General features: G+C 68.8%; 18 protein-coding genes and 1 tRNA gene. 6 read left to right on the top strand and 13 right to left on the bottom strand.

Going from position 1 to position 16,902, the window contains the following annotated elements:
* Positions 1 to 16: 16 nt before the first annotated feature.
* The 4 genes from phaE (at position 17) to G7B67_RS08795 (ending at position 4,938) form a co-directional block, all read left to right on the top strand.
* A complete protein-coding gene (gene phaE, locus G7B67_RS08810) occupies positions 17 to 1,141 on the top strand; it encodes a class III poly(R)-hydroxyalkanoic acid synthase subunit PhaE (RefSeq protein ID WP_166211019.1) in 1,125 nt (374 codons plus the stop codon).
* Complete coding sequence (locus G7B67_RS08805) at positions 1,138 to 2,208, top strand: class III poly(R)-hydroxyalkanoic acid synthase subunit PhaC (protein ID WP_166211016.1); 1,071 nt, start codon at positions 1,138 to 1,140, stop codon at positions 2,206 to 2,208. Before phaE ends, G7B67_RS08805 begins: the two co-directional genes overlap by 4 nt.
* A gap of 49 nt (positions 2,209 to 2,257) precedes the next feature.
* The gene (locus G7B67_RS08800; protein WP_243412312.1) at positions 2,258 to 2,650 is read left to right on the top strand and encodes a P-loop NTPase family protein; all 393 of its coding nucleotides are present in this window, start codon (positions 2,258 to 2,260) and stop codon (positions 2,648 to 2,650) included.
* 503 nt (positions 2,651 to 3,153) lie between these two features.
* Positions 3,154 to 4,938, top strand: a complete 1,785-nt coding sequence (locus G7B67_RS08795) for an acyltransferase family protein (RefSeq protein ID WP_166211011.1) — start codon at positions 3,154 to 3,156, stop codon at positions 4,936 to 4,938.
* Between the two features lie 83 nt (positions 4,939 to 5,021).
* On the opposite strand, the gene G7B67_RS08790 is transcribed toward G7B67_RS08795, so the two are convergent.
* The 13 genes from G7B67_RS08790 to G7B67_RS08730 all read right to left on the bottom strand — a co-directional run bounded on the left by G7B67_RS08790 (position 5,022) and on the right by G7B67_RS08730 (position 14,394).
* Positions 5,022 to 5,108, bottom strand: a tRNA-Leu gene (locus G7B67_RS08790).
* A 52-nt stretch (positions 5,109 to 5,160) separates the two neighbouring features.
* A complete protein-coding gene (locus G7B67_RS08785) occupies positions 5,161 to 5,754 on the bottom strand; it encodes a cysteine dioxygenase family protein (protein ID WP_166211008.1) in 594 nt (197 codons plus the stop codon).
* 68 nt (positions 5,755 to 5,822) lie between these two features.
* The gene (gene metX, locus G7B67_RS08780; protein WP_166211005.1) at positions 5,823 to 6,944 is read right to left on the bottom strand and encodes a homoserine O-acetyltransferase MetX; all 1,122 of its coding nucleotides are present in this window, start codon (positions 6,942 to 6,944) and stop codon (positions 5,823 to 5,825) included.
* A 10-nt stretch (positions 6,945 to 6,954) separates the two neighbouring features.
* A complete protein-coding gene (locus G7B67_RS08775) occupies positions 6,955 to 7,953 on the bottom strand; it encodes a tetratricopeptide repeat protein (RefSeq protein WP_166211002.1) in 999 nt (332 codons plus the stop codon).
* Positions 7,953 to 8,378, bottom strand: a complete 426-nt coding sequence (locus G7B67_RS08770) for a cytochrome c-type biogenesis protein (protein WP_425482431.1) — start codon at positions 8,376 to 8,378, stop codon at positions 7,953 to 7,955. Before G7B67_RS08770 ends, G7B67_RS08775 begins: the two co-directional genes overlap by 1 nt.
* A gap of 71 nt (positions 8,379 to 8,449) precedes the next feature.
* On the bottom strand, positions 8,450 to 8,986 hold the full coding sequence (locus G7B67_RS08765; RefSeq protein ID WP_166211131.1) for a DsbE family thiol:disulfide interchange protein: 537 nt from the start codon (positions 8,984 to 8,986) through the stop codon (positions 8,450 to 8,452).
* 17 nt (positions 8,987 to 9,003) lie between these two features.
* Positions 9,004 to 10,923, bottom strand: a complete 1,920-nt coding sequence (locus tag G7B67_RS08760; RefSeq protein ID WP_166210996.1) for a heme lyase CcmF/NrfE family subunit — start codon at positions 10,921 to 10,923, stop codon at positions 9,004 to 9,006.
* A gap of 49 nt (positions 10,924 to 10,972) precedes the next feature.
* Positions 10,973 to 11,434 carry a cytochrome c maturation protein CcmE gene (gene ccmE, locus G7B67_RS08755; RefSeq protein ID WP_166210993.1) on the bottom strand — a complete coding sequence of 154 codons (462 nt, stop codon included), beginning with the start codon at positions 11,432 to 11,434 and terminating at the stop codon, positions 10,973 to 10,975.
* On the bottom strand, positions 11,431 to 11,631 hold the full coding sequence (gene ccmD / locus G7B67_RS08750; RefSeq protein ID WP_166210990.1) for a heme exporter protein CcmD: 201 nt from the start codon (positions 11,629 to 11,631) through the stop codon (positions 11,431 to 11,433). The genes ccmE and ccmD overlap by 4 nt, the downstream gene beginning before the upstream one ends.
* Positions 11,628 to 12,377: a heme ABC transporter permease CcmC gene (gene ccmC, locus G7B67_RS08745; protein WP_166210987.1), complete on the bottom strand. Its 750-nt coding sequence runs from the start codon at positions 12,375 to 12,377 to the stop codon at positions 11,628 to 11,630. Before ccmC ends, ccmD begins: the two co-directional genes overlap by 4 nt.
* 59 nt (positions 12,378 to 12,436) lie before the next feature.
* Complete coding sequence (ccmB, locus tag G7B67_RS08740; protein WP_166210984.1) at positions 12,437 to 13,108, bottom strand: heme exporter protein CcmB; 672 nt, start codon at positions 13,106 to 13,108, stop codon at positions 12,437 to 12,439.
* A gap of 118 nt (positions 13,109 to 13,226) precedes the next feature.
* A complete protein-coding gene (gene ccmA, locus G7B67_RS08735; protein ID WP_166210981.1) occupies positions 13,227 to 13,871 on the bottom strand; it encodes a heme ABC exporter ATP-binding protein CcmA in 645 nt (214 codons plus the stop codon).
* 55 nt (positions 13,872 to 13,926) lie between these two features.
* Positions 13,927 to 14,394 (bottom strand): DUF3293 domain-containing protein, encoded by a 468-nt coding sequence (locus G7B67_RS08730; RefSeq protein ID WP_166210978.1) that lies wholly within the window; start codon positions 14,392 to 14,394, stop codon positions 13,927 to 13,929.
* 94 nt (positions 14,395 to 14,488) lie between these two features.
* On the opposite strand from G7B67_RS08730, the gene G7B67_RS08725 reads away from it, so the two are divergent.
* Together G7B67_RS08725 and G7B67_RS08720 are read left to right on the top strand one after the other, a co-directional pair.
* Complete coding sequence (locus G7B67_RS08725; protein ID WP_166210975.1) at positions 14,489 to 15,646, top strand: pyridoxal phosphate-dependent aminotransferase; 1,158 nt, start codon at positions 14,489 to 14,491, stop codon at positions 15,644 to 15,646.
* Between the two features lie 130 nt (positions 15,647 to 15,776).
* On the top strand, positions 15,777 to 16,574 hold the full coding sequence (locus tag G7B67_RS08720) for an amidohydrolase (RefSeq protein WP_166210972.1): 798 nt from the start codon (positions 15,777 to 15,779) through the stop codon (positions 16,572 to 16,574).
* The last annotated feature ends 328 nt before the right edge of the window (positions 16,575 to 16,902 follow it).

Raw genomic sequence — 16,902 nt, 5'->3', positions numbered from 1 at the left:
GTCCAAGGAGAGACGCATGAACACGCAATGGCCCGGTAGCGGCGACTTCGAGGCATTGGCGCGCCAGTACTGGTCGGCCTGGGGCGACGCGATGCGCACGGGCGCGCCGTCGTCGCCCGCAACGGGCAATGCGATGCCCGGCTGGCAGGAGGCGATCGATTGGTGGAGCCACTCGGCACGCAGCGGCCATCCTGCCGCCGACGCCATGCTCGATCGATTCAACGCGCAGGCGCGCGACTGGTACGGGCAGATGCAGCAGGTGGCGGCGCAGTTCGCCGGCCAGCAGGCATCGGCCCCGGACATCGCCGCGAGCTGGAAACGCGCGCTCGATGGGCTTGGCGAGAATCCCTTCGGCGACATGTTCCGTGCCATGCGCGGGCAGGGTGCGCAGGGGATCGAGCAATGGATGGAGTCCGCACGTCCGTACCTGGACGCGTGGCGCAAGGAAAGCAGCGGCTCGCTGGGCCTTCCGACCTTCGGCATCGGTCGCGAGCAACAACAGCGCTGGCAGCAGCTGGCGCAGGCGCAACTGGATTACCAGCAGCACGAGACGGCGTTCAACGCATTGCTGCTCAAGGCGTCGCAGCGGGCGTATGGCGTGTTCGAAGACAAGCTGCGCGAGCGCGCCCAGCCGGGTCAACAGCTGACCTCCGCGCGCGGACTGTTCGACTTGTGGATCGATGCCGCCGAAGAGGCGTATGCCGAGGTCGCGCTGTCGCCGGAATTCCGGGCCGCGTACGGCGCGCGCGTCAATGCGCAGATGCGGCTGCGGCAGGCGGTGCAGGGCGAGATCGAACGCACCAGCGCGCTGTTCGGCATGCCCACGCGCAGCGACCTGGATTCCGCGTTCCGCAAGATCGCCGACCTGGAGCGTGCGCTGCGCGCCGTGCGCGACCAGGTGCAGCCAGCTTCCCCGCGTGGCGCGAAAAGCCAGGCGGCTGGGCCGAAGGCGGCCGGCAAATCCACCTCGGTGAAAGCAGCGCCAACCGCTGCGGCTGCGAAGCGCGCTCCTGCAAGGGGCACTCCTGCGATGGGCGCGGCTTCGAAATCGACACCGGCAGGAACCGCATCGCCGGCAGGCTCCACGTCGGCGAAGGCCGCTGCCCGCAAAGGCGCACAAGCCAAGGGTGGCAAGCGATGATCGGCCCCTTCGATTTCTCCCCGGACGCGCTTGCGCGCGAAGCGCTGCAGCTTCAGTCCAAGCTCGGCGCGGGCCTTGGCACGCTGCGCGAAGTCGAGGATGTCGACTATGGCGCGACCGCGCGCGAGGAAGTCTGGCGCGACGGCAAGGTCGTCCTTTATCGCTACCGCGGCGAAAGCACGCCCGCTGCGCGGGTGCCGCTGCTGATCAGCTATGCACTGGTCAACCGCCCCTACATGGTCGACCTGCAGGCAGACCGCTCGATCGTCAAGGGCCTGCTCGCCCGCGGCGAGGATGTCTACATCATCGACTGGGGCTATCCGGACCGCTCCGACAAATACCTCACCCTCGAGGATTACATCGAACGCTTCCTCGGCGGCGCGGTGGACCATCTGCGCCGGGAGCACGCGCTGGATGCGGTCAACCTGCTCGGCATCTGCCAGGGCGGCGCGTTCGCGCTGTGCTACGCGGCGCTGCATCCGGACAAGGTGCGTAACCTGATCACGATGGTGACGCCGGTGGACTTCCACACCGACGACAACATGCTGTCCAACTGGGTGCGCGATATCGACGTCGACCTGTTCGTCGACACCCTCGGCAACGTGCCAGCCGACCTGATGAACGCGTGCTACCTGGACCTCAAGCCGTTCCGGCTCAACCTGCAGAAATACGTGGGCCTGGTCGACATCCTGGACAACAAGCAGGCGGTCGAGGATTTCCTGCGGATGGAAAAATGGATCTTCGACTCGCCCGACCAGGCCGGCGAAGCCTTCCGACAGTTCATCAAGCAGTTCTACCAGGCCAACGGTTTCGTGAACGGGGGCATCCGCATCGGTGATCGCGAGGTGCACCTGGGCATGGTCGAGATGCCGGTGTTGAACATCTTCGCCGAGCAGGACCACCTGGTGCCCCCGGCATCGTCGAAGGCATTGAAGGCGCTGGTCGGCAGCGAGGACTACACCGAGCTGTCGTTCCGCGGCGGGCATATCGGCATCTACGTCTCGGGTCGCGCGCAGACGCAGGTGCCGCAGACGATCCACGACTGGTTGGCGCAGCGTTCGCGCTGAGTGGGCCGGCGTGCGACGGGTGCTGCTGGCGGTCGGCATCCTGTGGACGATGCCCAATACGCTGTTGGGCCTCGTCGCCGGGCTGGTCGCGCTCGCCTATGGTGCGCAAGCGCAGTTCAGCCGGCGCGACTGCGCCGTCGTCTTCAACGACATGCCGTGGGGGCCAGGCGGCGCGCTGACGCTGGGCAACGTCATCCTGCACACCGGTGCGTCGCTGGATGTGCCATGCATGACCTATGCTCACCGCGCCGGCCTGGCGCGTGAGGAGGCCATCGGCCTGGCCGACCACGAGCGCGCGCACGTGCTGCAGTACATGGCGCTTGGGCCATTGTTCCTGCCGCTGTACTTCGCCTGTGGCGGCGTCGGGGTGCGCAACCGCTTCGAGCGCGCTGCCGATCGCTATGCCCGCAGCGGCCGTGGCTGGTGGCCGTGGCCGGATTGAAGCGCGAAACGAATCCCTGATGTTTGCGTCACGCGCGCGGCGCTAGTCTGCGGGCGTCGGACGAACACAGGCAGGTGGGTCGGCCTGGTGCGAACCAGTCCAGCCCGCAAGTATCTGCAGATCCGGCATGGAAGGCTCAGTCCCCACCGAGGCTCACCCCTCGCAAGACCGGGCCTTCGACTTCGTGGGCAGCGGATCCCGCCGATCGGCTTGCTGCACCACTTCGGCGAGGATGGGCAGCGGGCCACGATGCCGGACGTGACGTCAGCTTCGAACGCCACCGCGGGCGGTACATCGGTCCTCCAGGGAGGCCAACCGCAGGCGATCGAGCACACTTGGCGCAGGATCACGCTGCCCCACGGACGACAGCACGCTTGGCATGTTGAGTAAAAGCGCGTCGCCGCCCATCCAGAATGGCGCGCAGGTTTGCGCGCGCGGTTTCCTGGACCAACGCGCGGCTTTTTGCAATCTTCAGGAAATGGGCGTGGCCGTATAGTCCGGCCATGGGAATCGCCTACCGCCCGGAAATCGACGGCCTGCGCGCGATCGCGGTGCTGGCCGTGGTGCTGTACCACGCCGGCATCGGCGGGGCGGGGTTCGTCGGCGTCGACGTGTTCTTCGTCATCTCCGGCTACCTGATCACCTTGCTGCTGCTGCGCGAGCGCCGGACGACCGGCCGTACCGACCTGCTGGGCTTCTACGCCCGCCGCGTGCGCCGGATCTTCCCGGCAGCCGCTGCCGTCGTGCTGGCTGTCATTGGCGCGTCCTCGCTCCTCCTGTCCCCGGAGCAACAGGCACACACCGCGCAGTCGGCGGGAGCGGCGCTGTTGTTTGGCGCCAATGTCTTCTTCCAGGTCACCACCGGCGGCTACTTCGACGGACCGTCCGATCAACTCCCCCTGCTGCACCTGTGGTCGCTCTCGGTCGAGGAACAATTCTATTTCCTATGGCCGGCGCTGCTGATGCTCATTCCGCGCCGCTGGCTCGTTCCTGCGTTGTGCGGTTTGGCGGTGGCCTCGTTCGCGGCGGCTGAATATTGGATCGCCCAAGGCTCGCAGGCGGCGTTCTACGAAATGCCTGCGCGCTTCTGGGAGCTGGCGGCGGGCGGGCTGATCGCCGCTTCCGCGCCGCGCGTCCTGCCACGCTGGCTGGCCCCGGCCGGGATCGTGCTGACGCTTGCCGCCTGCGCCTGGCCGCTCGGCCACTTCCCCGGCGTCGGCGCCCTGCCGGCTGTCCTCGGCGCCTGCGCGATCATCGCGGCGGTCCACGGCGGCGCGACCAACCCGCTGCTGCGCTCCAACCTGATGGTCGGCATCGGCCTGATCTCCTATTCCCTGTACCTCTGGCATTGGCCGCTGCTGGCCTTTTACCGGGCCAACATCATCGGCGCCGGCAGCCTGTCGGTGCGCCTGACCCTCTGCGCGATCGCCCTCGTGCTGGCCCTCGGCAGCTACCGTTACATCGAACGGCCCTTCCGTCGCCTGCGCTTGCGCAGCGGGCGCACGGTCGTCGTCGGGGCGGCGCTGTCATCGGCCCTGGTGCTCTGTGCCTGCGCGGTCGGGCTACATGCCCGCAGTGCGATGGCCGTTCATGCCGATAACCAGGCCGCCGTTGCCGCGGGCAGGGACATGGCGACGAAGGTGTGCCATATCTCCGGCGTCGACAGGATGCTGATGAAGTGCCAACCGCGCTCCGACACGCTGGTGTGGGGCGACTCCATGGCGTGGTCGTGGCTGCCGGCGTTCCCTGGCGCCTCGGACGTCTCCATGGATTCGTGCGAACCCTTCATCGGCTGGCTACGCGACCACCCGCACCCCGGACAAATCCAGTGCCGCGACCACAACAACCTGGTTCTGCCGCTGGCACGGAAGGCGAGGGTCGTCGTCCTCGGCGGCCTCTGGAATTCAGCCGGTGAAGTCGCCCGCCTGGCGCCGACGCTCGATGCGCTCGATGCCGTGCCGCACGTGATTGTGATTGGCCCGACCCCAACGCTCCCGGCCCCGGTCCCGCAATGCATCCGCCAGCACGCGGAGGCCGCCTGCACGCTCACCCGCGCCGCGTTCGACGCGCATGCCAGGCCGATCCTGGCTGCCCTGCAGGCCCTCGCTGGCAGGCACCCGAACGTAAGCGTGGTCGATCCCTCCGACGACTTCTGCACGGCAACCGGATGCCCGCCGCTGCTGAACGGCAAGCCGCTCTATTGGGACTCGCACCACATCACGCGCACGGCCGCCGCGTCGTTGGCGGATCGGATGGCTCCGGCCAGTAAGCCAGCAACCGGGATATAGATCGCGCGCTGGATTGGCAGCACAAGGACTGCGCTGCCCAAAACGACGAAGCCCGCTTGTGCGGGCCAGGGGATTGAATCTGTTGGTGCCGAAGGTGGGACTCGAACCCACACGCTTTTAAGGGCGGCGGATTTTGAGTCCGCTGCGTCTACCGATTCCGCCACTTCGGCGCGGGCGGCGAGTATAGCCGTGCGGAGGCTTGGCCACCATGCGCGGCGGCGATCACGCGGCTTCGTCGATCGCCAGGGCCTTCGGCGCCCGCGCATACCACTCGCCATCCTGCGGCAGGAACATCGAGCAGCACTCCATCGGTGCCTTGTAGATGTGCAGCGAGATGGCGACGGTATCGGGGCTGGCGTTGCGGATGCTGTGGTATTCGTGCGGCGGGATCAGGCTGCCGGCGCTGCCGGGGCCGGCCTGCATGCCGCCGGCGGCGCGGAAGCGGAAGCGTTCGCCATCGCGCTCGAGCAGTTCGTACTGGGTGATTTCGAGCTGCCCGTCCCAGACGCCTTCGACACACCACAGGCCCGAATGGTCGTGCACCGGCGTGCCCTGGCCCGGGCCCCAGGTCATCGCGACCACGCTGTAGCCGTGGCGCGGGCTGCGATAGAGCTCGCGGCGGGCGTAATGGTCGACGATGGGCTCATGCACGCAGTCGGGCAGGCGCACGTCGTGGTCGCAGATCAGCCCGCACAGCGTCTTGCGCAGCGCCGAGGTGATCGCATGCTGGTCGCCGCTTTCGACAGCGGCATCAAGCGCCTGCACGAGCTTGTCGTGGCCGGGGAAGTCGAAACCGGGGCAGTGCGCGTCGTTCATGGGGCGCGATTCTACCCCTGCAGGGCGAACCGGGGCTTTCTGCTGGTCCAAAGCCCGCCGCGGCTGGCCTAGAGCCCGGCCAGGAAGCCCCCGACTGCGGGGCCGAAACGCTCGTAATCGACCAGGAACGCGTCATGCCCCTGCGGCGAAGGCAGCGGCAGGAAATGCGCGTCGGCGCCACCGGCGCGCAGGCCGTCGGCGATCTGCTGCTGTTGCTGCAAGGGGAACAGGATGTCGGTGGCGACGCCGATCGCCAGCGCCTTCTCCACCCGCAGTGCGGCCAGTGCGGCCATCACGTCGCGGCCGTCCGAGGCGGTTTCGGCCAGGTCGAACCAGTCCATGGAGCGGCTGAGGTAGAGATAGCAATTGGGATCGAAGCGGCGCACGAAGCGGCGCGCGTGGCCCTCGAGGTAGCTCTCGACTTCGAACTCCAGCCCGAACGGATCCTCGTCGTCGCGGCGATCCGAATCCAGCCGCACGCGGCCGAAGCGGCCGTCCCATTCCAGCGCCGAGCGATAGGTGATCACGCCGAGCTTGCGCGCCATGCGCATGCCGGCATCGGGGTAGTGCGCCTCGTCGTAACGTCCCTGGTTCCAGGCCGGATCGAGCCGGATCGCCTCGCGCTGGAGCGAACGGATCGCGATCGAGAACGGCAGTGCGCGCGCGCTGCCGGAGATGTTGATGTGGCTGCGGGCGACGCCACGGTGCCGATGCAGGAACGCCAGCGCGCACATGCCGCCCATCGAATTGCCGATCACGCAGGCCAGGCGCTCGATGCCGAGCGCGCGCACGACCGACATCGCGGCATCGGCGACGTCCTCGAGCGCGAGTTCGGGGAAGTCGAGGCGATAGGGCTCGCCGGTGGCGGGATCCACCGACGCCGGGCCGGTCGATCCCTTGCAGCTGCCCAGCGAATTGACGCAGACCACGAACCAGCGATCGCTGTCGATCGGTTTGCCCGGCCCCAGCATCGGATCCCACCAGCCGGCGTCGGGATTGGCTTCGCTGGCGGCGGCATGCGCGTCGGGCGACAGGCCGGTGAGGATCAGGATCGCATTGTCGCGCGCGGCGTTGAGCGCGCCCCAGGTCTCGTAGGCGATGCGCGCGCCGTGCAGCGCGCCCCCGCGCTTCATCGGGAACGGCGAGGGCAGGGTGTGGAAACGCGTGGCGGGCGGGATGAATTCGGTCATGCGCGAAAGCTTAACGGGCGTTGGCGCCGATCGTGAGCTCGACGACCCGATGGCTCGGCAATTTCACCCGCACTGGCGCCGACTGCAGGTCGCCAGGCTGGGGGATCGCGTTACCGCTCATGGACAGTCGCGCGATGACTTCCACATCCTGCAGCGCGGACAGCTTCTGCATCGGCATCGGGCCGTCGCTGTCGTCGAGCGTCGCGGTGAACGGCAACTCCTGCACGCCGTGCTTTTCGACCGCGACCGGCATCGGCGGGCCGTCGGGCACGCGCGCGATGACGAACACGCGCGCGTCGCCGCGCAGGCGGACGCGTGCGGCGAGCTCGGGATCGAGCTGCACCGACACCTTCAATCCCGGCGCCGCCGCAGCCGCGGCCAGCGGCGGCAGGCCCGCGTCCTTGCGCGCCTCGTTGATCTGCGCGCGCAGCGGCTCGGCGGTGCGGCTGTCGACGGCCGCCAGCAACGGCGTCCACGTGGCGGCGGCATCGGCCGGCTTGCCGGCCTGTCGCTGCGCGATGCCGAGGAACCAGCGCGCGCGCTGCTGCGTGGGCTGAATATCGAGTGCGTGCTTGAGCCACGCCACGGCCTGCGCATCGAAGCGATGCTGTGGCGCCGCCAGCGCACGCGCTTCGGCGGCTTCGACCAGCACGTCCGGCTGGTCGGGTGCCAGCGCGGCGGCGCGTGCGTACGCATCGCGTGCTTTTGCCGGCTGCTGCGCGGAGGCATAGGCGTGGCCGAGCAGGCGCCAGCCTTCCAGTTGCTTCGGATCGCGTTCTAGCGCGGACTGCAGCTGCACGATGGCCTCGTCGAGCGTGGCCGGCGCGTGTTGCTGGGCGGGGTCCAGTGCCGCCGGGGTGCCGATCAGCACGTAGAGCCCGGCGCAGGCTGCGGCGAGGAATACGCCGAGTGCGATCGTGGACATAGGCGCGCTGCGCCACAGCGGACGCAGCACCAGCGCGAGCACGACGGCGACAAGAAGCGCGGCGAAGATGACGAAGAGGGACATCACCACTCCTGCCGATCGTCGGTGGGCAGGCCACCTTCACCCGCGTGCCGACGCACCACCCGCGCGACGACGCCGCCGCCGACCAGGAGCAGCAGGGCCGGACCGAACCACAGCAACCACGTGCGTTCCTCGACCCGCGGCTTGTAGAGCACGAACTCACCGTAGCGGGCGACCAGGTAATCGCGGATCTGCTCGTCGCTCTTGCCCTGGCGCATCAGCGTGAGGACTTCGCGGCGCAGGTCGTGGGCGATCTGCGCGTTGGAGTCGGCCAGCGACTGGTTCTGGCACATCACGCAGCGCAGCTCCGTGACCAGGGCATGGAAGCGCTGCTCCTCGGCCGGGTTGGTGAAGCGCAGCGGCGCGGGGTCGGCGATCTGGGCCAAGCCAGGCAGTGACGCCAGCACAAGCAGCAGTGCCGCGACCAGCGCGACCCAGCGCCGTCGGGAGACAGGCCTGAAGGCCGGGTTGGGAGGAGATGACGGTGCAGCCTGTGCGCTCATCGGCCACGCTCGGCGGCGTCCAGCGCCGGCAACAGCTCCTGCGCGACGATCGCGTCGGTCAACGGGCCGACGTGCTTCCAGCGCACGATCCCCTTGCCGTCGACGAGGAAGGTTTCCGGCGCGCCGTAGATGCCCCAGTCCAGCGCGTAGCGGCTGTCCTCGTCGCTGACGACGACCCAGTACGGATTGCCGAACTGGTCGAGCCAGCGCAGGGCATCGGCGCGCTCGTCCTTCCAGTCGTAGCCGATGACGCGCACGCGCTTGGTTTCGGCGAAGCGGGTGATCACCGGATGTTCCTCGCGGCAGGACGGGCACCAGCTGCCCCAGACATTGAGCACGAACGGTTGCCCGGCGAGGTCGGACAGCGACAGCAGGCGCGCCGATTCGTGCAGCACGGGCAGCGAGAACGCCGGCGCGTGCTTGCCGATCAGCGGCGAGGGCAGGGCTTCGCGATCGGGATTGCGGCTGAGCCACACGCCGGCCGCGAGCAGCGCGGCGAGCAGGCCGAACGACGCCAGTGGCAACCAGCGCATGGTTTTCGACGGTGCGCTCACGCTGCCGCCTCACGGCGCCGGAAGCGGCGGTCGGTTGCGGTCACGAAACCGCCGAGCGCCATCAGCACCGCGCCCATCCAGATCCAGCGCACGAACGGTTTGACGTGTACACGCACCGCCCAGCTGCCGCCGCCGAGCGGCTCGCCAAGCGCGACGTACAGGTCGCGACCGATGCCGGGCGCGATCGCGGCTTCGGTCATCACCTGGCCGCCGCTGGCGTAGCTGCGTTTTTCCGGATGCATCACGCCCAGCGGCCTGCCGTTGCCGGTGACACTGACGGTGCCGGTATCGGCAACATAATTGGGACCCGGATGCCGCTCGACGCCCTCGAAGCGGAACGCCATCGTTCCCAGCGTCACGCTCTGGCCGGGCGCGAGGGCGAGTTCGCGCTGGCGGCTGAGGCCTTCGGTCAGCAATGCGCCAACCAGGAAGACAGCGACGCCAGTGTGCGCGAGCGTCATCCCGAGCATTTCCGGGGTGAAGCGGCTGCCCTGCATGCGCAACCTTGACCACAGGAAACGCAACGTGCCCAGCAGCACCCACGCCGAACCGGCGACACCGGCGGCGACCTTCCATGCGCCTTGCGGAGCCAGGAAGAACGCCGCGATCCCGATCCCCAGCGCCAGCCCCGCCCACGGCAGCAGCATTGCCAGCGGCCGCGAGGCCTGCTCGCGCTGCCAGCGCGTCAGCGGCCCGAACGGCAGCAGCAACACCAGCGGCGCGATCAGCAGGGTGAACAGCAAAGCGAAATACGGCGGACCCACCGAGATCTTGCCCAGGCCAAGCGCATCGGCGAGCAACGGATACAGCGTACCCAGCAGCACCATCGCGCAGGCGCAGGCCAGCAGCAGGTTGTTGGCCAGCAGCAGCGTCTCGCGCGACGACGTCGCGAAGCGGCTGTTGTCGTCGGCATCGGGAGAGCGCAGCGCATACATCAGCAGCGAGCCGCCGATGACGATGCCCAGGAACACCAGCACGAACAGGCCGCGGGTGGGATCGGCGGCGAAGGCATGCACGCTGGTCAGCACGCCCGAGCGCACCAGGAACGTCCCCAGCAGCGACAGCGAGAACGCAGCGATCGCCAGCAGCAACGTCCAGCCGCGGAAGCTGCCGCGCTTTTCGGTCACCGCCTGCGAATGCAGCAGCGCGGTGCCGGCCAGCCACGGCATGAAGCTCGCATTCTCGACCGGATCCCAGAACCACCAGCCGCCCCAGCCCAGCTCGTAATACGCCCACCACGAGCCCAACGCGATGCCGATGGTGAGGAAGCCCCAGGCGACGTTGGTCCACGGCCGCGTCCAGCGCAGCCAGCGCGCGTCGATGCGGCCGTCGAGCAGCGCCGCGATCGCGAACGCGAACGGCACGCTGAAGCCGACGTAGCCCAGGTACAGCATCGGCGGATGGATGATCATCCCCGGATCCTGCAGCAGCGGATTCAGGTCGCGCCCTTCCGCCGCCGCCGGCAGCAGGCGTCCGAAGGGATTGCTGGTGAAGATCAAAAACGCGAGGAAGCCGAACGCCACCACGCCCATGACCCCGAGCACGCGCGCGACCACCGCGGGCGGCAACGCCTTCGAGAATGCGGCGACCGCCGCCGTCCACAGCGCGAGGATCAGCGCCCACAGCAGCAGCGAGCCTTCGTGCGCGCCCCAGACCGCGGTGAAGCGGTAGACCAGCGGCAGCAGCGAGTTGGAGTTCGTCTGCACGTACTGCAGCGAGAAATCCTGGACGACGAAGGCATGGGTGAGGATGGCGAATGCCGATGCCACCAGCGCCAGCTGCACGAATGCCGCCGGCCGCGCGATCGCCATCCATGGCGCAATTCCGCGTTGCGCGCCAACCAGCGGCAGCACCGCCTGCAGCGCGGCGACCAGCAGGGCGAGGATCAGTGTGACCTGTCCGAGTTCGGCGAGCATGCGTCAGGCCCCTTTACGCAGCGAGCGCGGGGATCGCCTGCGGATGGCGTCACTCACCGGACACGTCCGCCGCCGGAACGCCGTGCTTCATGTGCGCCGCGCCCATCTTGTCGGCGACTTCCTTGGGCATGTAGGTCTCGTCGTGCTTGGCGAGCACTTCGTCGGCGACGAAGGTGTTGCCCTGCATGTGGCCGGTGGCGATCACCGCCTGCTTCTCGCGGAACAGGTCGGGCAGGATGCCGGTGTAGACCACCGGCAGCGTGGCGTCGCCGTCGTCGACGGCGAAGTGCGCTTCCATCGAGCCCTGTGCGCGCCGGAAGGATCCGGCCTGCACCATGCCGCCGAGGCGGAACCGCGCGTGCCCGCCCGCTTCGCCATGGAGCACTTCCGACGGTGTGTAGAGGTAGGCCACGTTGCGCTGCAGGGCCATCGCCACCAGCGTCGTCGCCGCGGCCGCGGCGGCCAGCAGCACGAGCACCAGCAGCAGGCGGCGTTTGCGTACCGGATTCAAGCCCGTGTCTCCAGGTCGTCATCCCCGCGAAGGTGGGCATCGATCGACGTCGCCGTGCGCGCCGCCTGTGCACGCGCCACGCGCATGCGCGCCGCCCGCCATTGCTGGCGCAGCTGCCAGCGCGGGGCGACGTAATCCCATAGCAGCACCAGCGCGAAGACGCAGTACGCCGCGAGCACGTAGTTGCGGTAGCTCATGCGCGCGACTCCGCAAGCCTGACGACCCAGTCCTTGCCCGATTCGCGCCGCAGGTTGTCCGCGCGCGCACGCGCCAGCAGCGAGCCGACGAACCACAGGTGGGTGCCCACGACCATCGCCCACAGCGGCGGCAGCATGCTCGGATCCATGTGCGACTTGCCGAACAGGCTGATCGTCTGGCCCTGGTGCAGCGAATTCCACCAGGTGACCGAGTAGTGGATCACAGGCAGCAGCACCACGCCGACGATCGCGAGCAGGCCGGCGGCGCGTGCGGCGGCGCGGCGGTCATCGATCGCGTTGTACAGTCCGATCACGCCGAGGTAGAGGAACAGCAGGATCAGCTCGGTGGTCAGGCGCGGATCCCAGTCCCACCATGTGCCCCACATCGGCTTGCCCCAGATCGAGCCTGTCGCCAGCGTGATCAGGGTGAATGCCGCGCCGGCTGGCGCGCAGGCCATGGCGAGGATCTCGCACAGTTTGATCCGCCAGACCAGCGCGATCGCGGCGTAGATCGCCATCAATGCGAACACCGCCATGCTCATCCACGCGCTCGGCACGTGGATGTAGAGGATGCGGAAGCTGTCGCCCTGCTGGTAATCGGCGGGTACCACGAACAACGCGCCGTAGATGCCGTACGCCATTGCCAGCAGGCCGAGCAGGTACGCGATCGGCGTCCACCGCGCGGCGAAGCGCTCGAAGTACGGCGGCGAACCGAGTTGGTGGAACCAGCGGACGACGGGATGCATTCGAAAACTCAGTCCAGTGCGGCGGTTAATCCAGGGCGGCGCTTAGTCCAAGGCGGCGCTTAGTCCAAGGCGATACGGATCGCGGCCGCGGCGGCCAGCGGCGCCAGCACCAGCGCCAGCACCAGGCCCGCACCGAGGAGCAGCAGCGCGCCCGTGGGATCCAGTCCCTGGCCCGCGGCCGCCACGCTGCCCGCACCGAACACCAGGACCGGCACGTACAGGGGCAGTGCGAGCAGGGCGACAAGGATACCGGAGCGGCGCATGCCGACGGTTAATGCCGCCACCACCGCGCCCAGCAGGCTGAGCAGCGGGGTGCCCAGCGCCAGCGAGGCCAGCAGCACCGGCAGCTGCGCGCGCGGCAGGTGCAGCAGTTCGGCCAGCAGCGGGGTGGCGACCAGCAGCGGCAACGCGGTCGTCGCCCAATGGGTGAGCGTGCGCACCAGCACCAGCCACGCCAGCGGCACCGGCGCCAGCATCCACTGCTCCAGCGATCCGTCGTCGGCATCGCCGCGGAACAGGCTGTCCAGTGCCAGCAGGCCCGCGAGCAGCGAGGCCAGCCAGAGCACGGCCGGCGCGACGCTCGCCAGCGCCTGCGCTTGTCCACCGAGGGCGAGCGCGAACAGCACCACGACGAGCAGCGCGAACAGCGCCGGCTGCAAGGCATCGCCACGGCGGCGCCACAGCAGGCGCAGGTCGCGGGCGACCAGGGCGCGGGCGGCGGACCAGATCATGCGGGATGGCCGCTCGTTTTCATGGCGACGGCTGAACGCCAATGCCTCTTGTGCCGAGGGCTCAGGCGAAAGGGACTAGATCCCCGCTTTCGCAGGGATGACGGCAGCACTTCAACGCTCACGCGGCCCGCTCCAGTACCAGCATCCGTGTCCGCACCGGCGGAGCGGCGTAAGCGCCGTGGGTGGTGAGCAGCGCGGCGCCGCCGTCGCGCAGGTGCGCCTGCACCATGCGGTTGACCAGGGTGATGCCGTCCAGGTCGAGGTTGGCGTAGGGCTCGTCCAGCAGCCACAGCGGCGAGGGCGCCAGCCACAGGCGCGCCAGCGACAGGCGTTTCTTCTGGCCGGCGGACAACTGCCGCACCAGCGCGTCCTCGTAGCCCGACAGGCCGACGATGCCCATGGCATTGACGGGCAACTGGCCGCGGCGGCGGCCGTTAAGGCCACAGAGGAAATCGAGGTTTTCCAGCGCGCTCAGGTCGGCCTTGAGCGCGGGCAGGTGTCCGAGGTAGGAAATCGCCTGCGAACGCAGCGCAACGCTGGCCGTGCGGCCGTCGATGCTGATTTCACCGGCGTCGGCGCGCAGCAGCCCGGCCAGCACCCGCAGCAGGGTCGTCTTGCCGGCGCCGTTGTCGCCCTGCACCAGCAGCGCTTCGCCGGCGTCGACCGAAAAATCGAGCGGGCCGAACACCGGTTCCTCGTTGCGCGCGAAGGCAAGGCCGCGGGCGGCGAGCAGCGGCGGATGGTCGGGGGGCAGGTCAGCCATGCGGGCCGGTTGGCGTGCCGACGCCGGCACCAAAGCGCGCATTCTACCAGCGCGTTCAGCCCACCCAATCGATGAAAGGCATCCGCGCAGCGTCGTCATCCGGGGCCGGGTGGTACAGGCGCAGCCGCACCGGTTCCCCCGCGGCCCACGCCAGCACGCCGTCCTGGGCGAAACGTCGCGCGAGCTCGTCCAGCGCGTCCAGTGGCAGGTCGCAAACCAGCCAGCCATCCTCCTGGTGCCTGCCCTCGTCGTCCTGCGCCTGGGCCCGCAGATGGGTGACGCGCAGTCGTTCCAGTTCCGCCACGAGTTCGCCGTCGGCGCGATCGTTGTCGATGCGGGTGTCGCGTTGCGAGTCCGAATCCCAGGCGGTGAGGAAGGCATAACGCCGCGCCGGAAGCACGGCCTCCAGCACGGGAGCGGCGACGCCCACGTGCAGCCTGCCGATGGCGCCGAGGGCCGGCACGCGGTAGCGCGAGGCGGCGAAGGCGGCTGCGAGCCGCGGCAGGTCGTCGGGATTGGCCATGGCCCCAGTGTCGCCGCGAGTGGCGTGCAGGCGGCGTCCTCATCCGCGACGGCGGCTGTCCTACACTCCCGGTCTGCCCACGACCGTGCGACCGATGACCGCTCCCCACATCGACACCAAGCTTCCCAAGGTCGGCACCACGATCTTCACCGTGATGTCGCAGCTGGCCGCCGAATGCAATGCGGTCAACCTGGGGCAGGGCTTTCCCGATTTCCCGGTCCCCCAGCGGCTGGTCGATGCGCTGGATGCGGCGATGCGCGCGGGCCACAACCAGTACGCGCCGATGAGCGGCATCCCGGCGCTGCGCAAGGCAATCGCCGACAAGACCGAGCGTGGCTACGGCTGGCGCCCCGATGTCGATCGCGAGATCACGGTGGCTTCCGGCGCCTCCGAAGCGATCTTCGACGCCGTGGCGGCGGTGGTGCGGCCGGGCGAGGAAGTGATCGTCTTGGACCCGTGCTACGACTGCTACGAGCCGGCGATCGAGCTGGCCGGCGGCGTCGCCGTGCACGTCGCGCTGGATCCGCAAACGTTCGCGCCCGACTGGGATGCCGTACGCGCCGCGATCACGCCGCGCACGCGGATGCTGATGATCAACACGCCGCACAATCCCTCCGGCGCGATCCTCGGCCCCGATGACATGGCGGCCGTCGCCGGACTGCTGCGCGGCACGGACATCTGGCTGCTGTCCGATGAGGTCTACGAGCACATCGTCTACGACGGCGCCCGCCACGCATCGGCGCTGCTGTATCCGGAGCTGCGCGAGCGCGCGTTCGTCGTGTCCAGCTTCGGCAAGACCTACCATTGCACCGGTTGGAAGGTCGGTTACTGCATCGCTCCGCCGGCGCTGTCGACCGAGTTCCGCAAGGTGCATCAGTACAACACCTTCTGCAGCTTTACCCCGGCGCAGCACGCGTTCGCGGCGATGATCGAGGACGAGCCGTCGCATTACGAGCAACTGGGCGCGTTTTACCAGCCCAAGCGCGACCGCTTCCGCGAGCAGCTGCTGACCACGCGGCTGAAGCCGCTGCCGGTGGCCGGCGGGTATTTCCAGCTGGTGGATTATTCGCAGGTGAGCGACCTGGACGACCTGGCGTTCTGCAAGTGGCTGACCACCGAGCACGGTGTGGCCACGATCCCGCTGTCGCCGTTCTATGCCATCCCGCCGCCGGGACAGCGCCTGGCGCGGCTGTGTTTTGCCAAGAACGAAGCGACGCTGGATGCGGCGATCGCAAGGTTGCAGAAGCTCTAGCGGTTTTTCGTAGGAGTGGTTTCAGCCGCGAGCGCTTGATTTGTTTCGTCCATGGATCGGAAGCTCGCGGCTGAAGCCGTTCGTGCGAAGGGCGACGGGCCGCGGCATGAACGGTATCTGGAGGCAGGCGATGCAGGATCTTCGAGTCTCACTCGTGCAGGGCGCGACGCGCTGGCACGATCCGGCCGGCAACCGCGACTATTACGGTGGCCTCATTGCGCCGCTGCGCGGGCAGACCGACCTGGTCCTGCTGCCGGAAACCTTCACCAGCGGCTTCAGCAACGAGGCGATCCACAACGCCGAAACCATGGAAGGACCGACGGTGGGTTGGCTGCGCGCGCAGGCGCGCACGCTCGATGCCGCCATCACCGGCAGCGTGCAGGTCCGCACCGACGAAGGCGTGTTCAACCGCCTGTTCTTCGCCACCCCCGACGGGACGTTGCGGCATTACGACAAGCGCCACCTGTTCCGCTACGCGAGGGAGCACGAGCGCTACGCATCCGGCCGCGATCGCCTGACGGTGGAATGGAAGGGTTGGCGCATCTGTCCGATGGTCTGCTACGACCTGCGCTTCCCGGTGTATTCGCGCAACCGCTTTGATGTCGAGCGTGCGGGTGGGCTGGATTACGACCTGCTGCTCTATGTCGCCAACTGGCCGGCGGCGCGCGCGCAGGCGTGGAAGACGCTGCTGCCGGCGCGCGCGATCGAGAACCTGTGCTACGTCGCCGGGCTCAACCGCGTCGGCATCGACGGCAACGACCTGCCGTATTCGGGCGACAGTGCGGTGCTGGATTTCATGGGCACGTCGCTGTTGTCGATGGCGGCGGAGGAGGGCGTGGCCACCACGACGCTCGATGGCGCGATGGTGCTGGCCCATCGCGAACGCTTCCCCGCGATGCTCGATGCGGACGCCTTCGCGCTGACCTGAGTCGGACCTGCCGGGCGCGTCGCGGCGTCCCCAGCCTTCGACAGGGGCGACTTTACGCAGGAGCGGCTTTTGGTGGGAGCGGCTCCAGCCGCGAATTCTTCGACGCCGCAATGCGCCGCCATCCCGGACAGCCGTCATCCCCCGCACCAGGCACCGCCGGGCCGCCGGGAACCCGGCGACATGGTGTTTCCGATCCTCGAAACTCCTTCGCACCCGCAAAAAAGGCGCCTCCCGGCGCCCTTTTCGCTTCAGCGATTCCCACCCTGCGGCCCGCGTCCGCCACCGCCGGGGCGCCCGCCGCGTGGACCGCCCGGTCGCGGCCCGCCCG

It is taken from the genome of Cognatiluteimonas telluris (genome assembly GCF_011320095.1).
GTDB lineage: Bacteria > Pseudomonadota > Gammaproteobacteria > Xanthomonadales > Xanthomonadaceae > Cognatiluteimonas > Cognatiluteimonas telluris.
Note: the sequence above shows the minus strand (reverse complement) of the source record. Positions and strands in the feature narration are given on the sequence as shown.